Origin of the sequence: Variovorax sp. J2L1-78, from assembly GCF_030317205.1 — a bacterium.
Taxonomy (GTDB): domain Bacteria; phylum Pseudomonadota; class Gammaproteobacteria; order Burkholderiales; family Burkholderiaceae_C; genus Variovorax; species Variovorax arabinosiphilus.
Window position 1 is genome coordinate 715494 of record NZ_JASZYB010000003.1, and the last position, 23365, is coordinate 738858.

Annotated in this window: 22 protein-coding genes; 12 read left to right on the plus strand and 10 right to left on the minus strand. The window is 68.4% G+C overall.

The annotated features are described in order from the left end of the window. Positions 1-2 precede the first annotated feature (2 nt). The 5 genes from QTH86_RS21855 (at position 3) to QTH86_RS21875 (ending at position 4599) form a co-directional block, all read left to right on the plus strand. Positions 3-785, plus strand: a complete 783-nt coding sequence (locus tag QTH86_RS21855; protein ID WP_286648252.1) for a cell division protein FtsQ/DivIB — start codon at positions 3-5, stop codon at positions 783-785. A gap of 20 nt (positions 786-805) precedes the next feature. After that, entirely contained in the window at positions 806-2035 is a 1230-nt protein-coding gene (gene ftsA, locus QTH86_RS21860) for a cell division protein FtsA (protein ID WP_262077509.1), read from the plus strand. 161 nt (positions 2036-2196) lie between these two features. Next, a complete protein-coding gene (gene ftsZ, locus QTH86_RS21865; RefSeq protein ID WP_286648253.1) occupies positions 2197-3405 on the plus strand; it encodes a cell division protein FtsZ in 1209 nt (402 codons plus the stop codon). Between the two features lie 76 nt (positions 3406-3481). Next, positions 3482-4405, plus strand: coding sequence for a UDP-3-O-acyl-N-acetylglucosamine deacetylase (gene lpxC, locus QTH86_RS21870; RefSeq protein WP_286648254.1), 924 nt, complete (start codon positions 3482-3484; stop codon positions 4403-4405). A gap of 17 nt (positions 4406-4422) precedes the next feature. Next, entirely contained in the window at positions 4423-4599 is a 177-nt protein-coding gene (locus tag QTH86_RS21875) for a hypothetical protein (protein ID WP_172839926.1), read from the plus strand. 4 nt (positions 4600-4603) lie between these two features. Here QTH86_RS21875 and ruvC read toward each other — a convergent pair whose 3' ends face one another. The 4 genes from ruvC to QTH86_RS21895 form a co-directional block, all read right to left on the minus strand. Then, a complete protein-coding gene (gene ruvC / locus QTH86_RS21880) occupies positions 4604-5152 on the minus strand; it encodes a crossover junction endodeoxyribonuclease RuvC (RefSeq protein ID WP_286648255.1) in 549 nt (182 codons plus the stop codon). A 93-nt stretch (positions 5153-5245) separates the two neighbouring features. After that, positions 5246-6352, minus strand: coding sequence for a porin (locus QTH86_RS21885; protein WP_286648256.1), 1107 nt, complete (start codon positions 6350-6352; stop codon positions 5246-5248). Positions 6353-6519: 167 nt separating this feature from the next. Further along, positions 6520-7569 carry a phosphatidate cytidylyltransferase gene (locus tag QTH86_RS21890; RefSeq protein WP_286648257.1) on the minus strand — a complete coding sequence of 350 codons (1050 nt, stop codon included), beginning with the start codon at positions 7567-7569 and terminating at the stop codon, positions 6520-6522. Further along, positions 7566-8213: a lysophospholipid acyltransferase family protein gene (locus tag QTH86_RS21895; RefSeq protein WP_286648258.1), complete on the minus strand. Its 648-nt coding sequence runs from the start codon at positions 8211-8213 to the stop codon at positions 7566-7568. Before QTH86_RS21895 ends, QTH86_RS21890 begins: the two co-directional genes overlap by 4 nt. 20 nt (positions 8214-8233) lie before the next feature. Between QTH86_RS21895 and QTH86_RS21900 the strand changes: the two genes are divergently transcribed. After that, complete coding sequence (locus tag QTH86_RS21900; RefSeq protein WP_286648259.1) at positions 8234-8638, plus strand: ribosomal maturation YjgA family protein; 405 nt, start codon at positions 8234-8236, stop codon at positions 8636-8638. Beyond that, complete coding sequence (locus QTH86_RS21905; protein ID WP_286648260.1) at positions 8635-9165, plus strand: GNAT family N-acetyltransferase; 531 nt, start codon at positions 8635-8637, stop codon at positions 9163-9165. The genes QTH86_RS21900 and QTH86_RS21905 overlap by 4 nt, the downstream gene beginning before the upstream one ends. Here the strand turns inward: QTH86_RS21905 and QTH86_RS21910 are convergent. The 6 genes from QTH86_RS21910 to QTH86_RS21935 all read right to left on the minus strand — a co-directional run bounded on the left by QTH86_RS21910 (position 9162) and on the right by QTH86_RS21935 (position 16545). Continuing rightward, positions 9162-9923, minus strand: a complete 762-nt coding sequence (locus QTH86_RS21910; protein WP_286648261.1) for a transglycosylase domain-containing protein — start codon at positions 9921-9923, stop codon at positions 9162-9164. The two genes, QTH86_RS21905 and QTH86_RS21910, sit on opposite strands and share 4 nt — an antisense overlap. 4 nt (positions 9924-9927) lie before the next feature. Continuing rightward, positions 9928-10767 carry a shikimate dehydrogenase gene (gene aroE, locus QTH86_RS21915; protein ID WP_286648262.1) on the minus strand — a complete coding sequence of 280 codons (840 nt, stop codon included), beginning with the start codon at positions 10765-10767 and terminating at the stop codon, positions 9928-9930. Between the two features lie 5 nt (positions 10768-10772). Then, positions 10773-11633, minus strand: coding sequence for an energy transducer TonB (locus QTH86_RS21920; RefSeq protein WP_286648263.1), 861 nt, complete (start codon positions 11631-11633; stop codon positions 10773-10775). Between the two features lie 31 nt (positions 11634-11664). Beyond that, positions 11665-13725: a ribonuclease catalytic domain-containing protein gene (locus QTH86_RS21925; protein WP_286648264.1), complete on the minus strand. Its 2061-nt coding sequence runs from the start codon at positions 13723-13725 to the stop codon at positions 11665-11667. A 50-nt stretch (positions 13726-13775) separates the two neighbouring features. Further along, positions 13776-14363 carry a YqiA/YcfP family alpha/beta fold hydrolase gene (locus QTH86_RS21930; RefSeq protein ID WP_286648265.1) on the minus strand — a complete coding sequence of 196 codons (588 nt, stop codon included), beginning with the start codon at positions 14361-14363 and terminating at the stop codon, positions 13776-13778. Between the two features lie 100 nt (positions 14364-14463). Then, positions 14464-16545: a carboxypeptidase regulatory-like domain-containing protein gene (locus QTH86_RS21935; protein WP_286648266.1), complete on the minus strand. Its 2082-nt coding sequence runs from the start codon at positions 16543-16545 to the stop codon at positions 14464-14466. Between the two features lie 145 nt (positions 16546-16690). On the opposite strand from QTH86_RS21935, the gene QTH86_RS21940 reads away from it, so the two are divergent. The 5 genes from QTH86_RS21940 (at position 16691) to QTH86_RS21960 (ending at position 23343) form a co-directional block, all read left to right on the plus strand. Further along, positions 16691-17434 carry a response regulator gene (locus tag QTH86_RS21940; RefSeq protein ID WP_444814024.1) on the plus strand — a complete coding sequence of 248 codons (744 nt, stop codon included), beginning with the start codon at positions 16691-16693 and terminating at the stop codon, positions 17432-17434. An 11-nt stretch (positions 17435-17445) separates the two neighbouring features. Further along, positions 17446-19278 (plus strand): sensor histidine kinase, encoded by a 1833-nt coding sequence (locus QTH86_RS21945; RefSeq protein WP_286648268.1) that lies wholly within the window; start codon positions 17446-17448, stop codon positions 19276-19278. 32 nt (positions 19279-19310) lie between these two features. Beyond that, the gene (gene rodA, locus QTH86_RS21950; protein ID WP_286648269.1) at positions 19311-20465 is read left to right on the plus strand and encodes a rod shape-determining protein RodA; all 1155 of its coding nucleotides are present in this window, start codon (positions 19311-19313) and stop codon (positions 20463-20465) included. 77 nt (positions 20466-20542) lie between these two features. Then, positions 20543-22003 carry a metalloprotease TldD gene (gene tldD, locus QTH86_RS21955; protein WP_286648270.1) on the plus strand — a complete coding sequence of 487 codons (1461 nt, stop codon included), beginning with the start codon at positions 20543-20545 and terminating at the stop codon, positions 22001-22003. A gap of 221 nt (positions 22004-22224) precedes the next feature. Continuing rightward, positions 22225-23343, plus strand: a complete 1119-nt coding sequence (locus tag QTH86_RS21960; RefSeq protein ID WP_286648271.1) for a 3-deoxy-7-phosphoheptulonate synthase — start codon at positions 22225-22227, stop codon at positions 23341-23343. Positions 23344-23365 lie beyond the last annotated feature (22 nt).

Sequence of the window (23365 nt, forward strand, 5' to 3'; positions counted from 1 at the left end):
ACATGGCCACGACCGCACCCGTCCCCTTCGACGTCAAGCTCATGAACCTCACGGCGACGCTGGTCTTCGCCGTGTTCGGTGTCGTGCTGCTGGCGGCGGGGGCGTGGTGGGTGCTGCGCCAGCCCTTCTTCCCGATCGCCGGCATCAAGGTCGACGGCGAGGTGACGCACAACAACACGGTCACGCTGCGTGCCAACGTGGCGCCGCAGCTGGCGGGCAACTTCTTCACCGTCGACCTGGCGCGCGCGCGCACGGCCTTCGAGTCGGTGCCCTGGGTGCGCAAGGCCGTGGTGCGGCGCGAGTTCCCGAACAAGCTGCGCGCCACGCTGACCGAGCATGTGCCGGTCGCGCACTGGGGCGACGAGGCGGGCTCGAAGCTGGTCAACGGCTTCGGCGAGGTCTTCGAGGCCAACGTGGCCGAGGTCGACGACCAGCTTCCGCGGCTCGACGGCCCGGTCGAGCAGGCCGGGCAGGTGCTGGGCATGTACCGCCTGCTGGCACCGCTGTTCCAGCCCTACGAGCTGAGCGTGGTCGAGCTCGGCCTGTCGAGCCGTGGCAGCTGGCATGTGCTGCTCGACAGCGGCGCGCTCGTCGAACTGGGCCGCGGCCGCAGCGAGGAAGTCGTGGCCCGCACCGAGCGTTTCCTGCGCACCGTGTCGCAGGTGGCCGCGCAGTATGGCCGCACCGTCGCCTCTGTGGAAGGCGCCGACCTGCGGCACAACGAAGGCTATGCGCTGCGAATGCGCGGCGTCACCACGGTCGTCAACGACCCCAAGAAGAAATAAGCGAACACCGAGGACATTCCATGCCCAAAGAATACAAAGACCTGGTCGTCGGACTCGACATCGGCACCGCCAAGGTGATGGTGGTGGTGGCCGAGGTGCTGCCCAACGGCGAACTCAAGCTGGCCGGCCTCGGCGTGGCGCCGAGCAACGGCCTCAAGCGCGGCGTGGTGGTCAACATCGACGCCACGGTGCAGAGCATCCAGCAGGCGCTGAAAGAAGCGGAACTGATGGCCGACTGCAAGATCGGCCGCGTCTACACCGGCATCACCGGCAGCCACATCCGCGGCATCAACTCCAGCGGCATGGTGGCGGTGAAGGACAAGGAAGTGACGCCCGCCGACGTGGCCCGCGTGGTCGAGACGGCGCGCGCCATCAACATCTCGAGCGACCAGCGGCTGCTGCTGGTGGAGCCGCAGGAGTTCGTGATCGACGGCCAGGACGTGAAGGAGCCGATCGGCATGAGCGGCATGCGGCTCGAGGCCAAGGTGCACATCGTGACCGGTGCCCAGAGCGCGGCCGAGAACATCATCAAGTGCGTGCGCCGCTGCGGCCTGGAGGTCGACCAGCTGATGCTGAATCCGCTGGCCTCGAGCCAGGCGGTGCTGACCGAGGACGAGCGTGAACTGGGCGTGTGCCTGGTCGACATCGGCGCGGGCACGACCGACGTGGCGATCTTCACCAACGGCGCGATCCGCCACACGGCCGTGATCCCGATCGCGGGCGACCTGATCACCAGCGACATCGCGATGGCGCTGCGCACGCCGACCAAGGACGCCGAGGACATCAAGGTCGAGAACGGCTACGCCAAGCAGCTGCTGGCCGACCCCGACACGCAGGTCGAGGTGCCGGGCCTGGGCGACCGCGGCCCGCGCATGCTGAGCAAGCAGGCGCTGGCCGGCGTGATCGAGCCGCGCGTCGAGGAGATCTTTTCGCTCGTCCAGCAGGTGGTGCGCGAGTCGGGCTACGAGGAAGTGCTGTCGTCCGGCATCGTGCTGACCGGCGGCAGCGCGGTCATGCCGGGCATGGTCGAACTCGGCGAGGACATCTTCCTCAAGCCGGTGCGCCGCGGCATCCCGAAGTATTCGAGCGCGTTGTCCGACATGGTGGCGCAGCCCCGTGCGGCTACCGTCATGGGGTTGCTCGAAGAAGCACGTTTTGCGCGCATGCGCGGCTACAAGGTCGCGCAGAAGAACGGTTCGGTGAAGACGGCCTTCGGCCGCTTCAAGGACTTCATCGTGGGGAACTTCTGACATGAAGTTCTACCCCCTCTGGCTGGCCCGCGGCAGTCCGCCCCGGCACTTCAACGAGCGATGGCGGCGGACCGGTCCGCCATCCCCACGAGCAACCGGTCCGCGCACAGAAAAATAGTTCAGAAACACACGGCAACTGCAAGCAATCTAGGAGTCACCAAATGGCCATCGAAATGATCGAAATGGAAGAGTTCAACCAAGGCACGCAGATCAAGGTGATCGGCGTGGGCGGCGGCGGCGGCAACGCGGTCGCGCACATGATCGAGCGCGGCGTGCAAGGCGTTCAGTTCTCCTGCGCCAACACCGACGCGCAAGCGCTGTCGCGCAGCAACGCACCCAAGCTGATCCAGCTGGGCAACAACGGCCTGGGCGCCGGTGGCAAGCCCGACAAGGGCCGCGAGGCGGCCGAACTGGCGGTGGACGAAATCCGCGCGGCCATCGACGGCGCGCACATGCTCTTCATCACCGCCGGGATGGGCGGCGGCACCGGCACCGGTGCGGCACCGGTCATCGCGCGCATCGCCAAGGAGATGGGCATCCTCACCGTCGGCGTGGTCACCAAGCCCTTCGACTGGGAAGGCGGCAAGCGCATGAACAACGCCGACAGCGGCCTGGCCGAGCTCGAAGCCAACGTCGACTCGCTGATCGTGATCCTGAACGAGAAGCTGCTCGAAGTGCTGGGCGAGGACGTGACGCAGGCCGAGGCCTTCGCGCATGCCAACGACGTGCTGAAGAACGCCGTCGGCGGCATCTCGGAAATCATCAACGAGTACGGCGGCGTGAACGTCGACTTCGAGGACGTGCGCACCGTGATGGGCGAACCCGGCAAGGCCATGATGGGCACGGCCGCGGCCAGCGGCCCCGACCGCGCGCGCATCGCCGCCGAGCAGGCCGTGGCCTGCCCGCTGCTCGAAGGCATCGACCTGTCGGGCGCCAAGGGCGTGCTGGTGCTGGTGACGGCGTCGAAGGGCTCGCTGAAGCTGTCGGAATCGAAGCTGGCGATGAACACGATCCGTGCCTATGCCTCGCCGGACGCGCACGTGATCTACGGTGCCGCCTACGACGAGAACCTGGGCGACGAGATGCGCGTGACGGTGGTCGCCACCGGCCTGTCGCGCCCTGACGCACGCCGCCAGGCTCCGACGCTGGAAGTCATCCGCACCGGCACCGACAACATCGGCTTCACCGTGCCGACGCTGGGCGGCGTGGGCCATGCCGGCGCGCACGGCCAGCCGAACTACGAAGGCATGGCGGTGCCGAGCGTGTGGCGCACCAACCGCACGATGGCCGCGGCCAAGGTCGACGCGCTGTCTTCGGGCGGCATGGACGACTTCGAGATCCCCGCGTTTTTGCGTCGGCAAGCCGACTGAGGCCGACCGTGTGACTATGGAGGCCATAGCGAGCCGCGCGTTCCGGCGTGCGTCTCGCGCTCCTAAAATCACGGCCGTGCTGCAACAACGAACGCTCAAGTCCATCACCCGCGCCGTCGGCGTGGGGCTGCACAGTGGGCAGCGGGTGGAACTCACGCTGCGGCCGGCGGCGCCGGACACGGGCATCGTGTTCCGCCGTGTCGACCTGCCCGAGCCGGTGGACATCCCGATGACGGCCGAGGCCGTCACCGACACGCGCCTGGCGTCGACCATCTCCAAGGGCGGCGCCAAGGTGCAGACCGTCGAACACCTGATGTCGGCCTGCGCCGGCCTGGGCATCGACAACCTGGTCATCGACATCACGGCGGACGAAGTGCCGATCCTCGATGGGTCGGCTTCGTCGTTCGTCTTTCTTCTTCAAAGCGCGGGCATCGTGCTGCAGCAGGCACCGCGTCGCTTCATCCGCGTGGTGAAGCCGGTCGAGGTGCGCGAAGGCGAGGGCGCCAACGCCAAGTGGGCGCGGCTGGAGCCCTATCACGGCTTCAAGCTGAGCTTCGAGATCGACTTCGACCACCGCGTGGTCGACTCGACCGGCCAGCGCGTCGAGTTCGATCTGGGAAGTGGCTCGTACAGCCGCGACATCGCACGGGCGCGCACCTTCGGCTTCACCAAGGAAGTCGAGTACATGCGCAGCAAGGGCCTGGCGCTGGGCGGCGGGCTCGACAACGCGATCGTCATGGACGACACCAAGGTGCTGAACGTCGGCGGCCTGCGCTACGACGACGAGTTCGTGAAGCACAAGATCCTCGACGCGATGGGCGACCTGTACGTGATCGGCCGCCCGCTGCTGGCGGCCTACAGCGCCTTCCGCTCGGGCCACGCCATGAACAACCAGCTGCTGCGCGAACTGCTGCGGCACGAGGACGCCTACGAGATCGTCACCTTCGACGACGAGAAGCTCGCCCCAGCGGGCTTTGCCGAAGTGGCGCGCGCCTGGTAGCGCCGGCGTACCGACCGATGCTGCTGTTCCGCTGGGCCATCCTTCTGCTGCTGCTCGTGGCCGGCGTGTCCTTCGCGTTCTATGCGGGCACGGGCCAAGTGAAGTACCGGCGCTTCGGCTGGATCGTCCTCAAGTGGACGCTGCTGGCGGCGTTCGGCTTCTTCGCCGTGCTGATCGCCGAACGCGTGGCCTGAAGCCTCAGCGCGTCCGGCCCTTGCGGTACATGCCGCTTGTGCTGCGCGACAGATCCGCCGCTTCGCCCAGCCGTGCCATCGAACTGCCGACATGCGCATGCGTGATCGCAATGCCCAGCGCATCGGCGGCGTCGCTGCCGGGCAGGCCCGGCAGGTCGAGCAGTCGCTTCACCATCTCCTGCACCTGGGCCTTCGCAGCCTGACCATGACCGGCCACGGCGCGCTTCATCTGCAGCGCGGTGTACTCGGCGACCGGGAGGCTGCGCGACACCAGTGCCGTGAGGCAGGCGCCGCGCGCCTGGCCGAGCAGCAGCGTGGACTGCGGATTGACGTTGACGAAGATGATCTCGACGGCCGACGCATCGGGCTGGTAGCGCGCCACGATCTCGCCGATGCCGTCGAACAGCACCTTGAGCCGTTCGGGCAGGTTGCCCCGGTCCAGATGCTTGGTGCTGATCGTGCCGCTGGCCACGTAGCGCAGGGCATGGCCGTCCAGGTCGACCACGCCGAAACCGGTGGTTTGCAGGCCGGGGTCGATACCGAGGATGCGCATGTCGAGGGCGGAGCAGGGCCGACGGCACAGGCCGTCGGCCGCAAGGGGGATGGGCCTTCGACTGTAGCCGACCGCCCCAGCCGTCGCGTGCGATCAGAACCGGTGGCGCACGCCGACGGTGTAGCCGTTGCGGCTCTTCGGCCCGCCTGCGGCCGTCGTGCCGTTGAGGTTGGCCTCGCCCTTCAGGCGCGTGGTGTCGAATTCCGCATAGATGTCGGTGCGGCGCGACAGCGCATAGTCGGCCGCGAACACGAAGAAGTTGGCCCGTGCGTCACCGGCAACCGTGGGCCCCGACTGCTTGGTGCGGTAGTAGTGCGCGCCGAGGTTGAGCAGCGGCATGATCTGGTAGCCCAGGCCGATGGTCGCGAGGTCGCGCTGGTTGGCCGCCAGGAAGGCCGGTCCGCCGAAGTTGCCGTTGGCGACCGAGCTGCCGCTCCACAGGCTCGACAGCACCGCGAGGTCGGTGGCTGCCGTCAGCGGGCCGCCGTCCAGCTTGTTGCGGCCGTAGCCCACATTGAGGTACCACTTGTCGATGCGGTAGGAACCGCCCAGCGTCCAGGCGTCGAGCTTGCGGCCCGATCCGAACTCGTAGTTCTGGAAGGCCCCGCCGACGGCCAGGCCACCGGAGGCATAGCGCAGGTAGGCACCGACCGTCCGGCCCCCGGTGGGCGCGTCCTCGTCGAACGAGTACTGCAGGCCGCCTCGGAAGTCGCCGTACTCGGCCACATACTTGATCATGTTGCTGGCGCGCGCCCCCAGCGAAAAGCCGATCTCCGGCTTGAACGCGTCGAAATACGGCGAGTAGGGAAACGACGCATAGGTGCTGGTCACCACGTCGAACAGGACGTTGTACTGGCGCCCGAGCATCACGCGGCCGAAGCTACTGCTCTGCAGGCCGACCCAGGACTGCTGGAAGTAGTTGGTGGTCGCCTGGGCCCCGGTGTCGGTGTTGAAGCGGTTCTCCAGGTTGGCCAGCGCGCGCAGTCCGCCGCCCATGTCCTCGGTCACGTTGATGCCCCAACGGCTCTGCGACATGCCGCCACCGATCATCTGCGTCAGGCTCCCGTCGCCTGCCGGGCCTTCGTTGGTCGTGTGCCGGACGGCGGCGTCGACGATGCCGTAGATCTGCACACTGGACTGGGACCAGGCCAGGGGGGCGGCGGCGAGCAGGGCACCGGCCATCGAAGCTTTCCTGAGCATTCTGCGTCTCCTCGTTGTGGTGCCCGCTACTCTAGGGTAGGACCACGCAGTTGCGACGAAGTGTTTCCTGCTCGATTTCCCCTATGGGTGAATCCGGCGCAAGTTGCTACCGCACGGTAGAAGCAGGGGGCCGAAGACGCGTCGGCGATGCGCACACGCTGCGCGCTTCAGAGGCCGAAGTACCAGCGCACCGAGTGGAAGAACACCGGTGCTGCAAAGCACAAAGCGTCGACACGGTCCAGGAGGCCGTTGGCACCGGTCACGCCCACCCCCTTTTGGCCCCAGTTCGGAATGCCCCGGTCACGCTTGAGCGCCTTCATCACCAGGTGGCCCATCGAGCCGGCGACGCAGGCGATGAGCGCCATGGCCAGCGCCTGGCCGAACTTGAAGGGCGTGATGAACGACATCGCCGCGCCGACCACGCTGGCGATCGCCATGCCCAGGCCCCAACTGGCCCAGTTGAAGCTGCGGCTCACGTGGGGTGCGAAAGGCTTGCGTGCCAGCCAGCGCCCGACGATGCCGCGCCGCGCGACATCCGCCTCGTCCGGCGGCAGGTAGGCGAAGCGGCGTGCGATCAGGTGCTGCACCACCATGCAGGTCTGCACCACGAAGACCAGGAAGAACACGAGGAAGGCGCTCTTGCCTTCGTAGCCGGGGAAGGACAGCAACAGCAGCGCCGGCACGTGGCTCATGCCGTAGACGCAGACCATGATGCCCCACTGCAGCTTGGCGTTGCGCTCCAGGAACTGGCTGGGGTCGTTGGCCAGCGCGCTCACCACCGGGATGGCGATGAACACGTAGACCGGGATGAAGACGGTGAAGAGGTCGAAGCGCGCGGTGGCCACCAGCATGAACTGGACCGGCAGCACCACGAAGAAGGCCAGGATCAGGCTGCGGTGGTCGCCGCGCCGCGTGGGCGACAGTGTGATGAACTCGCGCAGCGCGAAGAAGGCGATGAGGGCGAACAGCAGCGTGGCCACACCCGGACCGAGGGCCCAGCCGATCCAGAACACCACCGCCATGAACCAGGTGGTGCGCAGCAGTGCGCGGAAGTCCGCGAACTCGCGCAGCCAGGCCTCGCCGTGCGCTGCATTGCGCCGTTCGCGCAGGCCGACCAGCAGCGTGACGATGCTCACCAGCGTGAGCACGCCGAAGACGATGAAGAAGAGCGCGGCGACCTGGTGGGTCGGCGAGAGGTTGCGAAGGAAGGCGTTCATACGTGGCGCAGCGCGATCACGGCTTCGCGTGCACGGTCGAGAAAGGCGCGGCGCTCTTCGCCCGGCGCCAGGGCGATCGGCGCGCCGAAGGTCACCGAGCAGAGGATGGGCACCGGCACGATCTCGCCCTTGGGCATCACGCGCTGCACGTTGTCGATCCAGGCCGGCACCAGCACCACGTCGGGGAACATCTGCGCCAGCGTGAACAGGCCCGACTTGAACTTCTGCGGCTCGCCGGTGTGGCCGCGCGTGCCCTCGGGGAAGATGATGATCGAGTCGCCGCTCTTGAGGGCCTCGATGAGCGGCTGCAGCGGCGCCATCGGGTCGGGCGGCGGCGCGCCTGCTTCGGCCGGTGCCGGCGTGCCGCCGCGCTCCACGTAGATCGCATTGAACACCTCGGTGGTGATCCAGCGCTTCATCGGCGTGTTGGCCCAGTAGTCGCGCGCTGCGATCGGCCGGGTGATGCTGCGCAGCTCTTCGGGCAGCGCGGCCCAGATCATCACCAGGTCGAGGTGGCTCTGGTGGTTGGCGAAGTAGATGCGCTGCTCGGCCTTCGGCGGGCAGCCCCACCATCGGGCTTGTGCGCCGGTGAGCAAACGCACCAGGCCCAGCAGCACCCACCCCAGCAACTTCGCAGCAAGCATGGCGGCGATGATACGGGGCCATGACGACACCTCCCGCCCTTGCCTGGCGCTTCGATGCGCGTGCCTTCGCCATTGCGCTGGCGCTCTTTGTCCTCCTCGTGCTGCTGGCCACCCTGGGGGCGCGCGCCGGTTGGCTGCGCGGCTTCGTCGGCGACGTGCTGGCCGTGGCCTGGCTGTACTTCGTCTTCAAGACCGTGGTGCCAGTGCGGCCGATGCCGCTCGCGCTGGCCGCCTTCGGCGTGGGCTGTGCACTGGAACTGGGCCAGTACCTCGCGCGGCTGGGGCATTGGCAGATCGCGAACCCCGTGCTGCGCGTCGTCATCGGCAGCACGCCGGACTGGCTGGACGTGCTGGCCTACGGCCTTGGCGCCGTGGCGGCCGTCTCGATCGAGCAGCGCGGGAAGCACCGTAGAGTCGAAGCATGACGACGCAACGATTGCTGCCTGCCCGCGCCGAGGACATCCCGGCGCTCATCGACCTGATCCTCACGCATGGCCCGAATCCTTGGAACTGGCTGCCGCCCGATGACGTGGCGCGGCATGTCGCGCAGATCGCGACCGGGGAGGTCGGCGCGGTGGTCGCCTGGGCGGGCGACGCCGTGCAAGGCGTCGTCACCTTCTGCCAGACGCAGCACTTCGCGCGCTACCAGCCGGCCGGGCGCACCGCCCAGCCGCAGGGCTATGTCTGCGAAGCGGTCGTGCACCGCGATGCCGTCGGGCAAGGGCTGGGCGCCCGCCTGTTGCGGGCGGCGCTCGATGCGCTGAAGGCGCAGGGGCTGCACGCGGTCTACATCGACCGCCATGAAGAGAACGCCGCCTCGGCCGGGATGATGCGCAAGGCCGGGTTCACCGTGATCGACACCTTCGACGAGCCCGCGAGGCGGCCCCACGGCTCGGGCCGCACGACCGTGTGCCGCATCGTCTTCGACGACGACGCCGCGCCGTCTGTCTAGGGCAACTCGGCGGCCGACATCCGCGCCATGATGGTCGACGCGCGTCCGCTCACGTAGGGCGAGCCCGGCCGCTTCTCGAAGAATTTGGGGCTGGGCAGCATCACCGCGAGGCGCGCCGCCTCGTTGGCGCTCAGGCGCGCTGCCGGTTTGTTGAAGTAGTGCTGCGCTGCGGCCTCGGCGCCGAACACGCCTTCGCCCCATTCGACGTTGTTCAGGTAGATCTCGAGGATGCGGCGCTTGCTCAGCAGCGCCTCGAGCGCGGCGGCGAGCACCAGCTCCTGGCCCTTGCGCAGCAGCGTGCGTTCACCCGACAGCAGCAGGTTCTTCGCCAGTTGCTGCGTGATGGTCGAGCCGCCGCGGATCTTCGCGGGCGCCGGTTCCTTGCCGCGGGCGCGGGCCTGGGCGGCACGGCGCGCCGCGATCTCCTCGGCCTTGGCGTTGCGCTGGCGGGCGCGTTCGATCGCCTCCCACTCGATGCCGCCGTGGTAGATGAACTCGGCGTCCTCGCTGGCGATCACCGCGCGCTTGAGCGTGTCGGCGATGCGGTCGTAGGGCACCCATTCCTGCTGCCAGCCGGGCGAGTCGCCGCGCTTGGCGTTGGCGCGACCGTTCGTCGCGATCTGCCAGGCTTCGGAACGCTGGAAGGCGGTCGATTCCGGTGCGACCACCGTCATGAACGCGATGCGCCCGAGGAAGAAGAGCTGAAGGCCGATGCCCGCCAGCACCAGGCAGAGCAGCCAGCGCGCGATCTGTCGCATGCGCCTAGCCGTCGACCAAGGCGCGCAATTCAGCCAGCACCTGCGCCGCCGGCGGGCGAACGCCGCGCCAGATCGCAAAGGCCTCCGCCGCCTGCTCGACCAGCATGCCGAGGCCGTCGCGCGGCACCGCACGATGTGCGCGGGCCCAGTCGAGAAAGCCCGCGGCGGCCGGCCCGTACATCATGTCGATGGCCAGCGTGCCGGGCTTGAGCACCGACGCCGCCACCGGCACCGCGCCGCCCGACAGGCTGGACGCGCTGGCGTTGACCACGATGTCGAAGTTGCCGTCCACGGTGTGCAGTTCCTGCGCTTCGATGCTGGCGTGGTGTTCCAGCGCCAGCGCGGCGTGGCGCTGCACCAGCGTGATGGCCTTCGCCAGCGTCCGGTTGGCGACGACCACGCGCCGCGCGCCGGCTGCCAGCACCGGGCCGAGCACGCCCGAGGCACCGCCGCCCGCGCCGATCAGCAGCACGTCGCGCCCGGCGATCGGCACGCCGGCGTTGCGCTGGATGTCGTTGACCAGGCCCACACCGTCGGTGTTGTCGCCGTGCATGCCGTCGTCGCGAAAGCTCAGCGTGTTGACGGCTTCGGCCAGCGCGGCGCGCTCGCTCACATGCTGGGCCGCGTCACGCGCGTCGAACTTGAAAGGCACGGTGACGTTGCAGCCGCGGGCGGTGCCGACGGGGTCGGCGCGGAAGGCGGCCAGGCCTTCGGCGAAGCCACCGAGTTCGACGCGGCGCCGACCGTAATTCAGGGTCTCGCCGGTCAGCTCGGCAAAGCGGGCGTGGATCCAGGGCGAGCGGCTGTGCTCGACCGGGTTGCCCATGACGCAGTACAGGTCCATGGTGCTCAATTCTGGCGGGACGACAGCTGCGTCTCGAGCGTCTCGTCCCGCGTGAAGCGGAAACGCGAGGGCAGCACGATCTGGTCGGCCTGGCGTCGCATCGCGTCGCTGAAGCGGCCGAAGTTGCCGATGCTGCGCACGATGGCCTGCGCCCGGCGGTCGAGCGCGAGGTTGCCCGAGGTCTCGACCACTTCGGTGGCCAGCAGGCTGCCGTCGAAGTTGACGGTGACCAGCATGGTGAGCTCGCCGTAGAGCTTCTTGCCGGCGACTTCGGGAAAGTTCTCGGTGCCGCGCGATTCGATGCGCCGACGCAGTGCATCCACGTACACCGCATAGGCGGCCTCGCGTGTCGACGGGCTGATGTAGCGTTTCTTGGGGCGGGCGTTCTCTTCGTTCACCCGGCGCTCGATCTCGGCCAGCAGGTTGATGAGCTGCCGGCGCTTCTCTTCCTGTGCCTTGGCCTCGCTCGGGTTGCCCTGCTGGCGCGGGTCGGGCATCGGCATCGCGGCGAGCTGCTGCTTGATCTGGGCCAGCAGCAACTGCTGCTGCGCCTGCATCGCCTCGACCTTGCGCTCGGCCTCTTCCATCGAGTCGCCGATGGTGGTGAAGGTCGAGGGCGGCAGCGGGCTGGTGGCACGGCCGCGGTCGAGGTCGCCGCCGCCGGCCATCGACTTCTGCGCGATCGCCATCGCCTTGTCGGGTGTCTCGTTGGTCGACGCGTTGACCAGGATGATCTCGAGCGGCGTGTCCTGGAACACGCGGTTGAACGCCTGCGGATCGACGAAGCGCACCGTCAGCAGCGCGGCATGCGCGATCACCGACAGGCCGAGGGCGATCTGCAGGGTGCTCAGGTCTTTGAGGTTCATGACGCGCTCGGCGGGGTAACGTTCGACTTTTTCAGGCCGGTGTGTTCTCCGCGGCAGCCTCGCTGTCGTTGAGGTCCACGGCGATGGCGATCGGGCCGGCCACTTCTTCCTCTTCGTCGGTACCGCTGTCGTCGAGCGCCGCCGCATCGGCCGGTGCGTCGAGGCGCTCGATGACCGTGCCGTGCACGTCGAGCGCGATCTCGTCGATTTCGCCGAGCTTCACGCGCACGTGGGCGCCACGTTCCTGCTGGCCGGCCACCGGGAACACCAGCGGCAGCGTGTCGGCGCGTACCAGGGCACCGTTCGGGATGTCCTTGATCACCGTCGCCGTCAGTTCGCCGATGCCCTGCTGCTGCAGGTACTTCAGCGTCCAGAAGCGTTCCATGCCGCCCTGGTAGGCGTTGTAGGTCGCATAGGCCGCGTCGAAGCCCGAGAGGATCGAGAACAGGTCGGCATCCTTCGGCTTGAAGGGCGCGGCCAGCGCGGCGGTCTTGCCGTGGCGCGCCGCCGCGATGATCTGCCACTGGTTCACCAGGTCGGTGTAGCGGCGCAGCGGCGAGGTGCTCCAGGCATAACTCTTCACGCCCAGGCCCGCATGCGGCAGCGCCCGGGTGCCCATGCGCACCTTGATGCCGGGCGCCAGGCTGGCCTGGCTGCGGTAGAGGCCCGGCACGCCGAGCTCGCCCAGCCAGCCGCCCCAGCCGCTGTTGGCCAGGATCATGGCTTCGGAGACGATCAGGTCGAGCGGCGCACCGCGCTGGCGCGTGCTGATTTGCACCTGCTCGCTGCCTTCGGGCTCGCCTTCATTCCCCACGAGGCGGAAGTTGTAGTCGGGGCGGTTGAAGTTCTCCGGCTTGCCGCGCACGACTTCGCGCTGCGCCTTCAATTGCTTGGCTAGGCGGAACAGGAAGCTGAGCGGCGCACGCAGCGTGTTCACCACCTCGGGCGTGTCGGCGCTCTGCACCGCGGCGTCTTCCAGCCAGGCCTGCGTGATGACGCCGTCGAGCCGGTCGTGCCGCAGGTTGGCGACGATCGGTACGCGCTCGATCTTGGTTTCGGTGCCCTGCAGTTCGAGCGTGGCTTCGTCGAAGCGCGCATAGAGCGACACGGCCGGGCGGTCGCCGCCTTCGAGCAGCGTGTAGCTCTGCACCACCGCGTCGGGCAGCATGGTGATCTTGTAGCCCGGCATGTAGACGGTGGACATGCGCGCGCGCGCCACCTGGTCGAGCGGGCTGCCGGGCGCGAAGGCCAGGCCGGGCGCGGCGATGTGCACGCCGACGGTGACCGTGCCGCTGCCCAGGCCCTGCACCGACAGCGCGTCGTCGATCTCGGTGGTCTGCGAATCGTCGATCGAGAAGGCCTCGACGCCGTCGGCACGCGGCAGGTCGTCGGCGATCGCCGGGGCGCTGAGCGCGGGCGGGAAGGCCGTGCCCTTGGGGAAGTTCTCGAACAGGAAGCGCTTCCAGTGGAACTGGTAGGCCGAGTCGATGGCCCCGGCGCGTTCGAGCAGGTCGAGCGGCGCGCGCTGGGCAGTACGCGAAGCTTCGACCACCGCCTTGTACTCCGGCGCGTTCTTGTCGGGTTTGAAGAGGATCTTGTAGAGCTGCTCGCGCACGGGCGCCGGGCACTCGCCCGCCACCAGCTGGGCCGCCCACTCGGCGATCTGCGCCAGCACCTGCTTTTTCTTCTCGATCGCGGCCAGCGCCTGCTGGATGATCTCGGCCGGCGCTTTTTTGAAGCGGCCCTTGCCGGCGCGTCGGAAGTAGTGCGGCGCCTCGAACAGCGCGAACAGCGCTGCGGCCTGCTGCACCAGCGAGGGGTTGGCCTGGAAATACTCGGTCGCCAGGTCGGCGAAGGCGAATTCGCCCTCGGGCGCGAATTCCCAGGCCAGGTCGAGGTCCATGCCGGCGGCGAGCGCGCGGGCATCGGCGATCAGCTCGGCCGGGGCCGGTTTCTCGAAGCGCAGCACGATGTGTGCGCCCTTGACCTTGACCCGCTTCCCGGTGTCGAGCTCGACCTGCGCCGACGCTTCGGCCTCCGACAACACGCGGCCGCCGAGGTACTTGCCGGCTTCTTCGAACAATACAAACATGGGCGCGATTGTCCCATGGGCACCCGACACCGGCGCCGGCGGCACCGGCGTCAGACCGGATCGAGGAAGCGCAGGACGTCGACGAGGTGCTTCGTCTCGAAGTCAGACAGCGCATGGTCGCCGCCTTCGAGCAGGCGCACCCGGCTGCCCGGGTAGCGGGCCGACATTTCGCGCCAGTCCAGCACCTCGTCGCCCTTGGCGACGATGGCGAAGATGCGTTCGGGCCGGGTGACCGGGCCAACTTCCAGCGTGCGCAGCTCCTCGATGAACGCCGGCTGGAAATAGAAGTGTTGCGCCGGGTCGTGCCAGGCGGTCTGGTCGCCGATGTAGCGGGCCAGGTCGCGCGCCGGGTCGACGGCCGGGTTGAGCAGCACCGCCGGGCAGCGCGTCATGGCCGCGACGTAGGTCGCGTAGAAACCGCCCAGCGACGAGCCGATGACGGCCATGGTGTCGCGTGGCCAGGGGTCGATGCCGCGCATGACCATGTCCATCGCTTCGCGCGGCGAGGGCGGCAACTGCGGGCACCACCAGTGCACGCCCGGGTGGTGCCGCGCCACGTGCTCGGCCACCAGACGCGCCTTCATCGACTGCGGCGACGAGCGGAAACCGTGCAGGTAGAGCAGATGGGTGGTGGGCATCGTGGGCATGCTAACCGCGGCATCACCCCGTCCGACCGGCGGCGCGCAGCGCAAGGAAAAAGCCCCGCCGAGGTGGGGCCGTGGCAGGGACATCGTGCGACTACTGCAGCTTGTAGGTGCCGATCTTCTTGCTCAGTTCGACCTGCCGCGTGTTGCGGGCCCACAGTTCGAACATGTTCAGCGTCGTGCCCTGCGCGTATTGCGTCGGCGAGGTCGCATCGCAATGCGCGTCCGACTGGCTCTGCTTCGAGCAGTAGAGCTTCGCCTTGCGCGCGGTGATCGACACGCCGACCGTGTCGTTGTAGCGCGCACCCTGGACGTTGTTCACCGTCGGCGCGCGGCCGTAGGCGGACAGCGAGGTCGGGGCCAGCGCGCCGCCGGGGACCACCCAGCCGGCCGTGTCGCCGTCGGCGCTGAAGTCGATGATGTTCGGCTCGGCCGGGTCGAGCGCCCCGAAGACCAGACTGCCGGAATTCGACGCGGCGGTTTCCGCAATCAGCTCGGCGCGCAGCGCCGGCGTCGCGTCGGCGAACACCAACTGACGGATCTCGGCGATCGTCTGGGCGCGCGAGAGCGTGCGGTAGCTCTGCACGACGTTGGGCACCTGGGCGTCGACGTGGAAGAACTCCAGCTTCCAGACGCTCTGGTCCTGCAGGGCCCGCACGCCGGCTTCGTCGTACTGCGGCGTGGCGGTGAAGAAACCTTCCTTGTCCACCGGATTGCCGGCGGTCGCTGCATCGCGGTAGGCCGCGGCGAGCCGGTAGACGGGCGTCGCCGTGGGCGAGTTGTTGCTCTGGATGACGAGGTAGGACAACCCGCCGCTGGGCACGAAGGTCAGTTGCGTGCCCATCGGGGTGGTCGCCACCACCTTCGCGAAGATCGGCGCGCCGTTGCCGTCGACGCGGTTGTCGATGCTGATGTTGTAGCCCGTGGTGTACGAGCTGAACGCCGGCGTGTTGATCAGCTCGCGATCCTCCGAAAGCGGCCGAACGCTCGCGCTGTAGGCGTTGCCGTTGCCGACCAGCTTGAGCGTGCCGTTCACGTTGCGCGCGATGAGCGTGTCGTTGTCGGCGTTGCCGGTGGTGTCCACCCAGCGATAGCTCATGACCACGTCGCCGTTCGTGCGGAGGAACTCGAAGTTGCCGCGCTCCCACTTCAGGCCCGTGGCGCCGCTTCGGAACAGGCTGGCGTAGGCGCCGCGGTTGTTGGCGTCGCGGCCGACGTTGTTGCCGTTGCTGTAGAAGGTGGCCGGGTCGTCGTTCAGGAACAGGCTGCGGCAGGCCGGTGCCACCACGTTGGCGGCGGTGCCGGTGACCACGCCGCTGTCGTTGCCGTTCGCAACGCGCTGCGAGGCGGGCAGGGCGTAGCAGGCGGTCATGCGTTCGAACAGGCCGGCCACCATCGCGGGCGACGGGATCGCCTCGAGCTGGGAGGCCGTGATGGCCGGCAGCGTCGGCACGGACGTGGCGTCGCTGCGGAAGACGATGGAGATCGGTGCGGCATCGGCCGTCGCAGGCTGTGCCTTCACCGTGATCTCGATGTTGGCCGCGGTGCCGTCGGGCCGCACGCTGACCGAGATGGCGTCGAGCACCTTGTCCTGGCCGGTGCCGTCGGCGGCGAAGACACCGGACATCGGATCGATCGTCACGTTCAGTGCGCTCAGCAACGGCTGCAGCGCGGTGAGGAGTTCGCTCGCCTCCGCCTGGATCGTCGCGGCCGTGACGGTATCCGGTTTGGTGACGATCGCGCCGGCCAGGCTGGCCGGGTTGCCGTCGGGCGCCAGTTGCGAGACGACGATGGTCGTCAGCGGCGTGACGTTGGCCGTGCCGCTGCCGGCGCTGGCCGTGGTGCTGTAGAAGCTCAGCTCCTCGCGGCTGGCCTTGATGACCAGCGGTGCCTTGGTGCCCAGGGGCAGGGTGCAGCTGTAGGCGCCCTTGTCGTCGGTCTGGGTCGTGCAGACCGTGGCACCGGTCTGGTCCGTGACGGTGACCGTGGCGCCGGCGAAGGCCGCGCCGGTGGCGGCCACGCCGCTCAGTGTGGCCTGGGTCGCGACCGGCTCGGTGACCGGGGGCGTGGTGCCCGTGCCCGGTCCCGAAGCCGATCCGCCATCGCCTCCCCCACCGCACGCAGCCAGCGACAGCACAACAGCCGCCGCAAAGCCCGCACGGGCCTTCTTGTTCATCGTCATCTCGGTCCTTTGATTGATTCGTTACGAGGTCGTTACATGCGACGGGCGCCAGTGTCTGCGTCATGGCCGCGCGGCACATCCCATGAATCAGTGAGTCAGCAAAGATTTCCAAGTGTTTCGCGGCGTATGCTTCGCGCCCATGCATACCGAGGTATCAACCGGGCAAGGGAGCTCGTTCAGGGTGCTGGTCGTGGAGGACGACGTGCGGGCACGCGGCTTTTTCGAGCAGAGCGTGCGCGCGAGCGACCGTCTTCGGTGGATGGCCGGCCTCGGGACCGTGCGCGAGGCGCTGGAATGGCTGGCCGCGACGGCCGAAGCGCCGGATGTCCTGCTGGCCGATCTCGGCCTGCCCGACGGCAGCGGGCTCGAGGTGATCCGTGCGACGGTGGCCCGCTTCCCCCGGTGCGAGCCGCTCGTGATCTCGGTCTTCGGCGACGAGGACAACGTGCTGGCGAGCATCGAGGCCGGCGCCGTCGGCTACCTGCACAAGGACGCGCCGCCCGAGGACATCGCCCAGACCATTCTCGACATGAAGGCCGGTGCGTCGCCCATTTCGCCCATGATCGCGCGCCGCGTGCTGGCCAAGTACCGCCTCCTGCATTGGGCGGCCAGCGCCGGTGCACCGGCCGACGTGGCCGCCGCCGTCGCCCCGCCGCCCGTGCCGGGGGCCGACGCACCGGCGCTGCTGTCGGCACGCGAACAGGAGGTGCTGGCCCTCATCGCCCGCGGTTTCTCCTACGCGGAAATCGCGCGGCTCAAGTCGCTGAGCGTGCACACGGTGCAGACGCACATCAAGAACCTCTACGGCAAACTGGCGGTGCATTCGAAGAACGAGGCGGTGTTCGAAGCCACGCGGCTCGGGCTGCTGCGCCACCCGGGCTGATCGGCGTAGCGATGCAGGCGGCGCTGCGATTCGTCCTTCTGGCGTTTGCGGCGCTGTGGGTCGGCATCGCCGCAGCAGAAGGGCCGAGCGAGCCGATGCTCGCCTTGCGCAGCGGCAGCGTGGTGAGCGTCGTCGATGGCCGCACGCAAGAAGCCGCCGTGACGCTGCCCTACCACTGGGACCGCATGCACCAGGGCCGGCCGGGCGAGGCGCGCTTCACGCTGCCCTTCCGCATGGCGGAGACACCGGCCGAGCCGTGGGGCCTGTTCATTCCGCGCGTCGGCAGCGCCTTCGACGTCGCGCTGAACGGCCACGTGCTGCAGACCTACGGCGACCTCGCGCGTCCGCACGGCGCCGACTACGCCAAGGCACCGATCTACCTGCCGATCCCGGCGCAGCTGCTGCATCCTGGTGAGAACCTGCTGCAGATCCGCATCCGCGCCGATTCGGGCCGTCGCGCGGGGCTGGCGGTGCCCACGATCGGGCCGGCGGTGCCGGTCCGCGGCAGCGTGTTTGCGCCCGCGTACGCCTGGCGCTTCACGGGCTCCGTGCTCTTGTCGGCGTTCAGCATCGTGGTCGGCGCCATTTCCCTGGGCCTGTGGTTCACGCAGGCCGATACGGCCGGCGCGGGCCGACCGCGGCGCGAATCCTTGTACCTGTGGGCGGCGTTGGCGGAATTCTGCTGGGCGTTGCGGGTGGCCGACGGCGCCATCCGGGAGCCACCCCTGCCCTGGGTCGCCTGGGGCGTGCTGATGACGGCCTGCTATTCGGGCTGGGCCGGTTCCTGCCTCATGTTCTGCCAGCATCTGGCCGGCTGGCAGGACCGGGCCGGCATGCAGTGGCTGCGACGTGCGGTGGCTGTCGTCTTCACCGTTCCCGTCCTGGCCTGCTATGTGGCCCTGACACGGGCCGAGCCCTTCTGGCTGACCGGGTGGCTGGCGTTGGAGATCGTCGCGGTGACGGCCTATGTCCTCTTCTTCCTGGGGGCGACGCTCAGGCGGCCGACGGCCGCGCGCGTGCTCGTGGCCTCGGCGCTGGCCCTCACCCTGGTGGTGGCGGTGCGCGACTGGGTCGTCATCCGCGTCAGCGACGCCTACGGCGACACGACCTGGGTGCGCTACACCTCGCTGTTTTTCGGCATGGCCTTGCTGGGCGTCGTGCTGATGCGTTTTCGGGATGCCAGCGCCCAGTCGCGCGACCTGCTGCGCACGCTCGCCGTCCGCGTGGCCGACCGCGAGCGCGAACTGGCGTCGGTCTATGGCCACCTGGAACGCGCCGCGCGCGAACAGGAGCGCACACAGGAGCGCGAGCGCATCCTGCGCGACATGCACGACGGCGTCGGCTCGCACATCAGCTCGGCGATTCGCCAGCTGCAGTCCGGCCATGCCAGCCATCCCGAGGTGCTGCGCACGCTGCGCGATTCGCTGGACCAGTTGAAGCTGTCCATCGATGCGATCCAGTTGCCGCCGGGCGATGTGCAGGCGCTGCTGGCCGGCCTGCGCTACCGGCTCGAGCCCCGCTTCGCCAGCTCGGGCATCGCGCTCGAATGGGCCGTGGACGAACTGCCGTTGCTGCCGCGCCTGGACGCGCCGCTGATGCGGCAACTGCAATTCCTGCTCTTCGAAGCCGTGTCGAACGTGCTGCAGCACGCGCAGGCCGGTGTGCTGCGGATCGAGGCGGTGGTGGCCGGTGCCGCGGTGCGCATCCGCGTCGTCGACGACGGCGTCGGCTTCGACGCGGCGCGGGTTCCGCGCGCGCTCGCCCAACGGGCCGAGGCGATCGGCGCGACCATCGCCGTGCAAAGCCGACCCGGCCACACGGTCGTCCAGGTCGATTTCGCCTGAGGAAGCGGCGCGGGCGTCGATAATCCGCGCCCATGTCGGCCGTCTTCAACCAACCCTCGTTCGCGCGCCGCATCGCGCCCATCTTCCAGGGCTTCGACGGTTTCCTCGCGTTCGCGGTGTTCCTGCTGGCCTGCGCCGGGCTGCTGACGATGTATTCGTCGGGCTACGACCACGGCTCGCGCTTCATGGACCACGGCCGCAACATGCTGCTGGCCGGTTTCATCATGTTCGTGGTGGCGCAGGTGCCGCCGCAGCGGCTGATGCACTTCGCGGTGCCGCTCTACACGGTGGGCGTGGCGCTGCTGATCGCGGTGGCGATCTTCGGCATCACGAAGAAGGGCGCCAGGCGCTGGATCAATATCGGCATGGTGATCCAGCCCAGCGAGATCCTGAAGATCGCGATGCCGCTGATGCTGGCCTGGTGGTTCCAGCGGCGTGAGGGCCAGTTGCGGCCGCTCGACTTCGTGGTGGCCACCGTTCTGCTGGCGGTGCCGATCGGCCTCATCATGAAGCAGCCCGATCTTGGCACCGCGCTGCTGGTGCTGGCCGCGGGGATGTCGGTGATCTTCTTCGCCGGCCTGAGCTGGAAGCTGATCGTGCCGCCGGTGCTGATCGGCGTGGTGGCCGTCACGCTCATCGTCGGCTTCGAGTCGAAGCTGTGCGCCGACGGCGTCGATTGGCGGGTGCTGCACGACTACCAGAAGCAGCGCGTGTGCACGCTGCTCGACCCGACCAAGGACCCGCTGGGCAAGGGCTTCCACATCATCCAGGGAATGATCGCCATCGGCTCCGGCGGCATCGGCGGCAAGGGTTTCATGCAGGGCACGCAGACGCACCTGGAGTTCATCCCCGAGCGCACCACCGACTTCATCTTCGCGGCGTATTCCGAGGAGTTCGGCCTGGCGGGCAACCTGTTCCTGATCAGTGCCTTCATCTTCCTGATCTTCCGCGGCCTCGCGATCGCCATGGACGCGCCCACATTGTTCTCGCGCCTGCTGGCCGGGGCGGTGACCATGATCTTCTTCACCTACGCCTTCGTGAACATGGGCATGGTCAGCGGCATCCTTCCCGTGGTGGGCGTGCCGCTGCCCTTCATCAGCTACGGCGGCACGGCGATGGTCACGCTCGGGCTGGCGCTGGGCATCCTGATGTCGATCTCGCGCGCCAGGAAGCTGGCGCAGAACTGAGGCCATTGCCCCCGGCGAGGGGTAGGCGAAGCAGGCACGTCCCCGTTGCGCGGCCTGGGGCGAGCAATAATGCCTTGATGATCTCCCGCGAACCCACCATCGAACGCCTCGCCACGGCGCAGGCGTTGCTGCTCACGCCTTTCGGACTCGACGAGTCCCACCTCGGCAAGGCGCTCGCCGAGATCAAGGCCCACCAGGTCGACGACGCCGACCTCTACTTCCAGTACACGCGCAGCGAGGGCTGGAGCCTGGAAGAGGGCATCGTCAAGACCGGCAGCTTCAGCATCGACCAGGGCGTCGGCGTGCGGGCGGTGAGCGGCGAGAAGACGGCCTTCGCCTACTCCGACGACATCTCCGAGGCCTCGCTGCTCGACGCGGCGCGCACGGTGCGCGCCATCTCGTCGGCCACGCGCGGCGGCCGGGCCAAGGTGCCGACGCGCAAGATCGCCTCGAGCCGCTCGCTCTACAACGGGGTCGACCCGATCTCCACGCTCGACAGCACCGCCAAGGTCAAACTGCTGGAAAAGGTCGAGCAGCTGGCCCGCAGCCGCGACCCGCGTGTGGCGCAGGTCATGGCCGGCCTGGCCAGCGAATACGACGTGGTGCTCGTGGCGCGCGCCGACGGCACCCTGGCGGCCGACGTGCGTCCCCTGGTGCGGCTGTCGGTGACGGTCATCGCCGAGCAGAACGGTCGGCGCGAGATCGGCTCCGGCGGTGGTGGCGGGCGCTTTGGCCTGGCCTACTTCGACGACGAGCACATCGCCGAGTACGTCGACCACGCCGTGAAGGCCGCGCTGACCAACCTGGAGGCACGGCCCGCGCCGGCCGGCGAGATGACCGTCGTGCTCGGTTCCGGCTGGCCCGGCATCCTGCTGCACGAAGCCATCGGCCACGGGTTGGAGGGTGACTTCAACCGCAAGGGCTCGAGCGCGTTCTCGGGCCGCATCGGCCAGCGCGTGGCGGCCAAGGGCGTGACGGTGCTCGACGACGGCACCATCGCCGACCGCCGCGGCTCGCTCAACGTCGACGACGAGGGCAACGCCAGCCAGCGCAACGTGCTCATCGAGGACGGCATTCTCAAGGGCTACATCCAGGATTCGATGAACGCCCGCCTGATGGGCGTGAAGCCCACCGGCAACGGCCGCCGCGAGAGCTACGCGCACGTGCCGATGCCGCGCATGACCAATACCTACATGCTGGGCGGCGACAAGGACCCGAAGGAGATCGTCGCGAGCATCAAGAAGGGCTTGTACGCCACCAACTTCGGCGGCGGCCAGGTCGACATCACCAGCGGCAAGTTCGTCTTTTCGGCGAGCGAGGCCTACTGGGTCGAGAACGGCAAGATCCAGTACCCGGTCAAGGGCGCGACTATCGTCGGCAACGGCCCCGATGCACTGACCCGTGTGACCATGATCGGCAACGACATGGCGCTCGATTCCGGCGTCGGCACCTGCGGCAAGGAAGGCCAGAGCGTGCCGGTGGGTGTGGGCCAGCCGACGCTGCGCATCGACGGCCTCACCGTTGGCGGCACCGCCTGACGCCCTGGCGCAACGCGCATTTTCCGAAACCCGTGCTACATTCGCCCCTCATGTCGCAACACGCCGCTTTCTATTTTTCGTACTTTTGGTTCCGGATCTCCGGCGGCCTAGAGGCGAGCGCGTAAGACAAACTTACACCCTCCAAAGACCGCCGGCGCTCACGCCCCGGCGGTTTTTTTATGCCCTTTTGATCCCCGAACCCTAGACCCAGGAGCCGCACGATGACCCATCCCTCCGCCCCCACCAGCGACAGCTGGTATGCGCGCGTCGAAAAAACCAGCGAAACCGACGACGAACGCATCAAGGACATCAACGTGCTTCCCCCTCCTGAACATCTGATCCGCTTCTTCCCGATCCGCGGCACCGCCGTGGAGACGCTGATCACCGGCACCCGCCGCAACATCCACAACATCATGGCCGGCAGCGACGACCGGCTGCTGGTGGTGATGGGGCCGTGTTCGATCCACGACCCGGCGGCCGCGCTGGAGTACGCCCGCCGCCTCAAGGTGCAGCGCGACAAGTACGCCGATTCGCTGGAGATCGTGATGCGCGTGTACTTCGAGAAGCCGCGCACCACCGTCGGCTGGAAGGGGCTGATCAACGACCCGTACCTGGACGAGAGCTTCCGCATCGACGAAGGTCTGCGCATCGCGCGCCAGCTGCTGATCGACATCAACCGCATCGGCCTGCCGGCCGGCAGCGAGTTCCTCGACGTGATCTCGCCGCAGTACATCGGCGACCTGATCAGCTGGGGCGCGATCGGCGCGCGCACCACCGAAAGCCAGGTGCACCGCGAACTCGCCTCGGGCATCTCGGCGCCGATCGGCTTCAAGAACGGCACCGACGGCAACATCCGCATCGCCACCGATGCCATCCAGGCGGCGGCGCGCGGCCACCATTTCCTGTCGGTCCACAAGAACGGCCAGGTCGCGATCGTGCAGACCAACGGCAACAAGGACTGCCATGTGATCCTGCGTGGCGGCAAGGCGCCCAACTACGACGCCGCAAGCGTGGCGGCCGCCTGTCGCGATCTGGAGGCCGCCAAGCTGCCGCCGACCTTGATGGTCGACTGCAGCCACGCCAACAGCTCCAAGCAGCACCAGAAGCAGATCGAGGTGGCGCAGGACATCGCGGGTCAGATCGCCGGCGGCAGCCGCAACGTGTTCGGCGTGATGGTCGAAAGCCACTTGAGCGCCGGCGCCCAGAAGTTCACGCCGGGCCAGGACGCGATCGGCAATCTGGCCTACGGGCAGAGCATCACCGACGCCTGCCTGGGCTGGGACGATTCCACCGCCGTGCTCGACACGCTGTCGCAGGCGGTGAAGCGCCGCCGGGGTTGATCGCTCTCGGCGCGATGCTCGC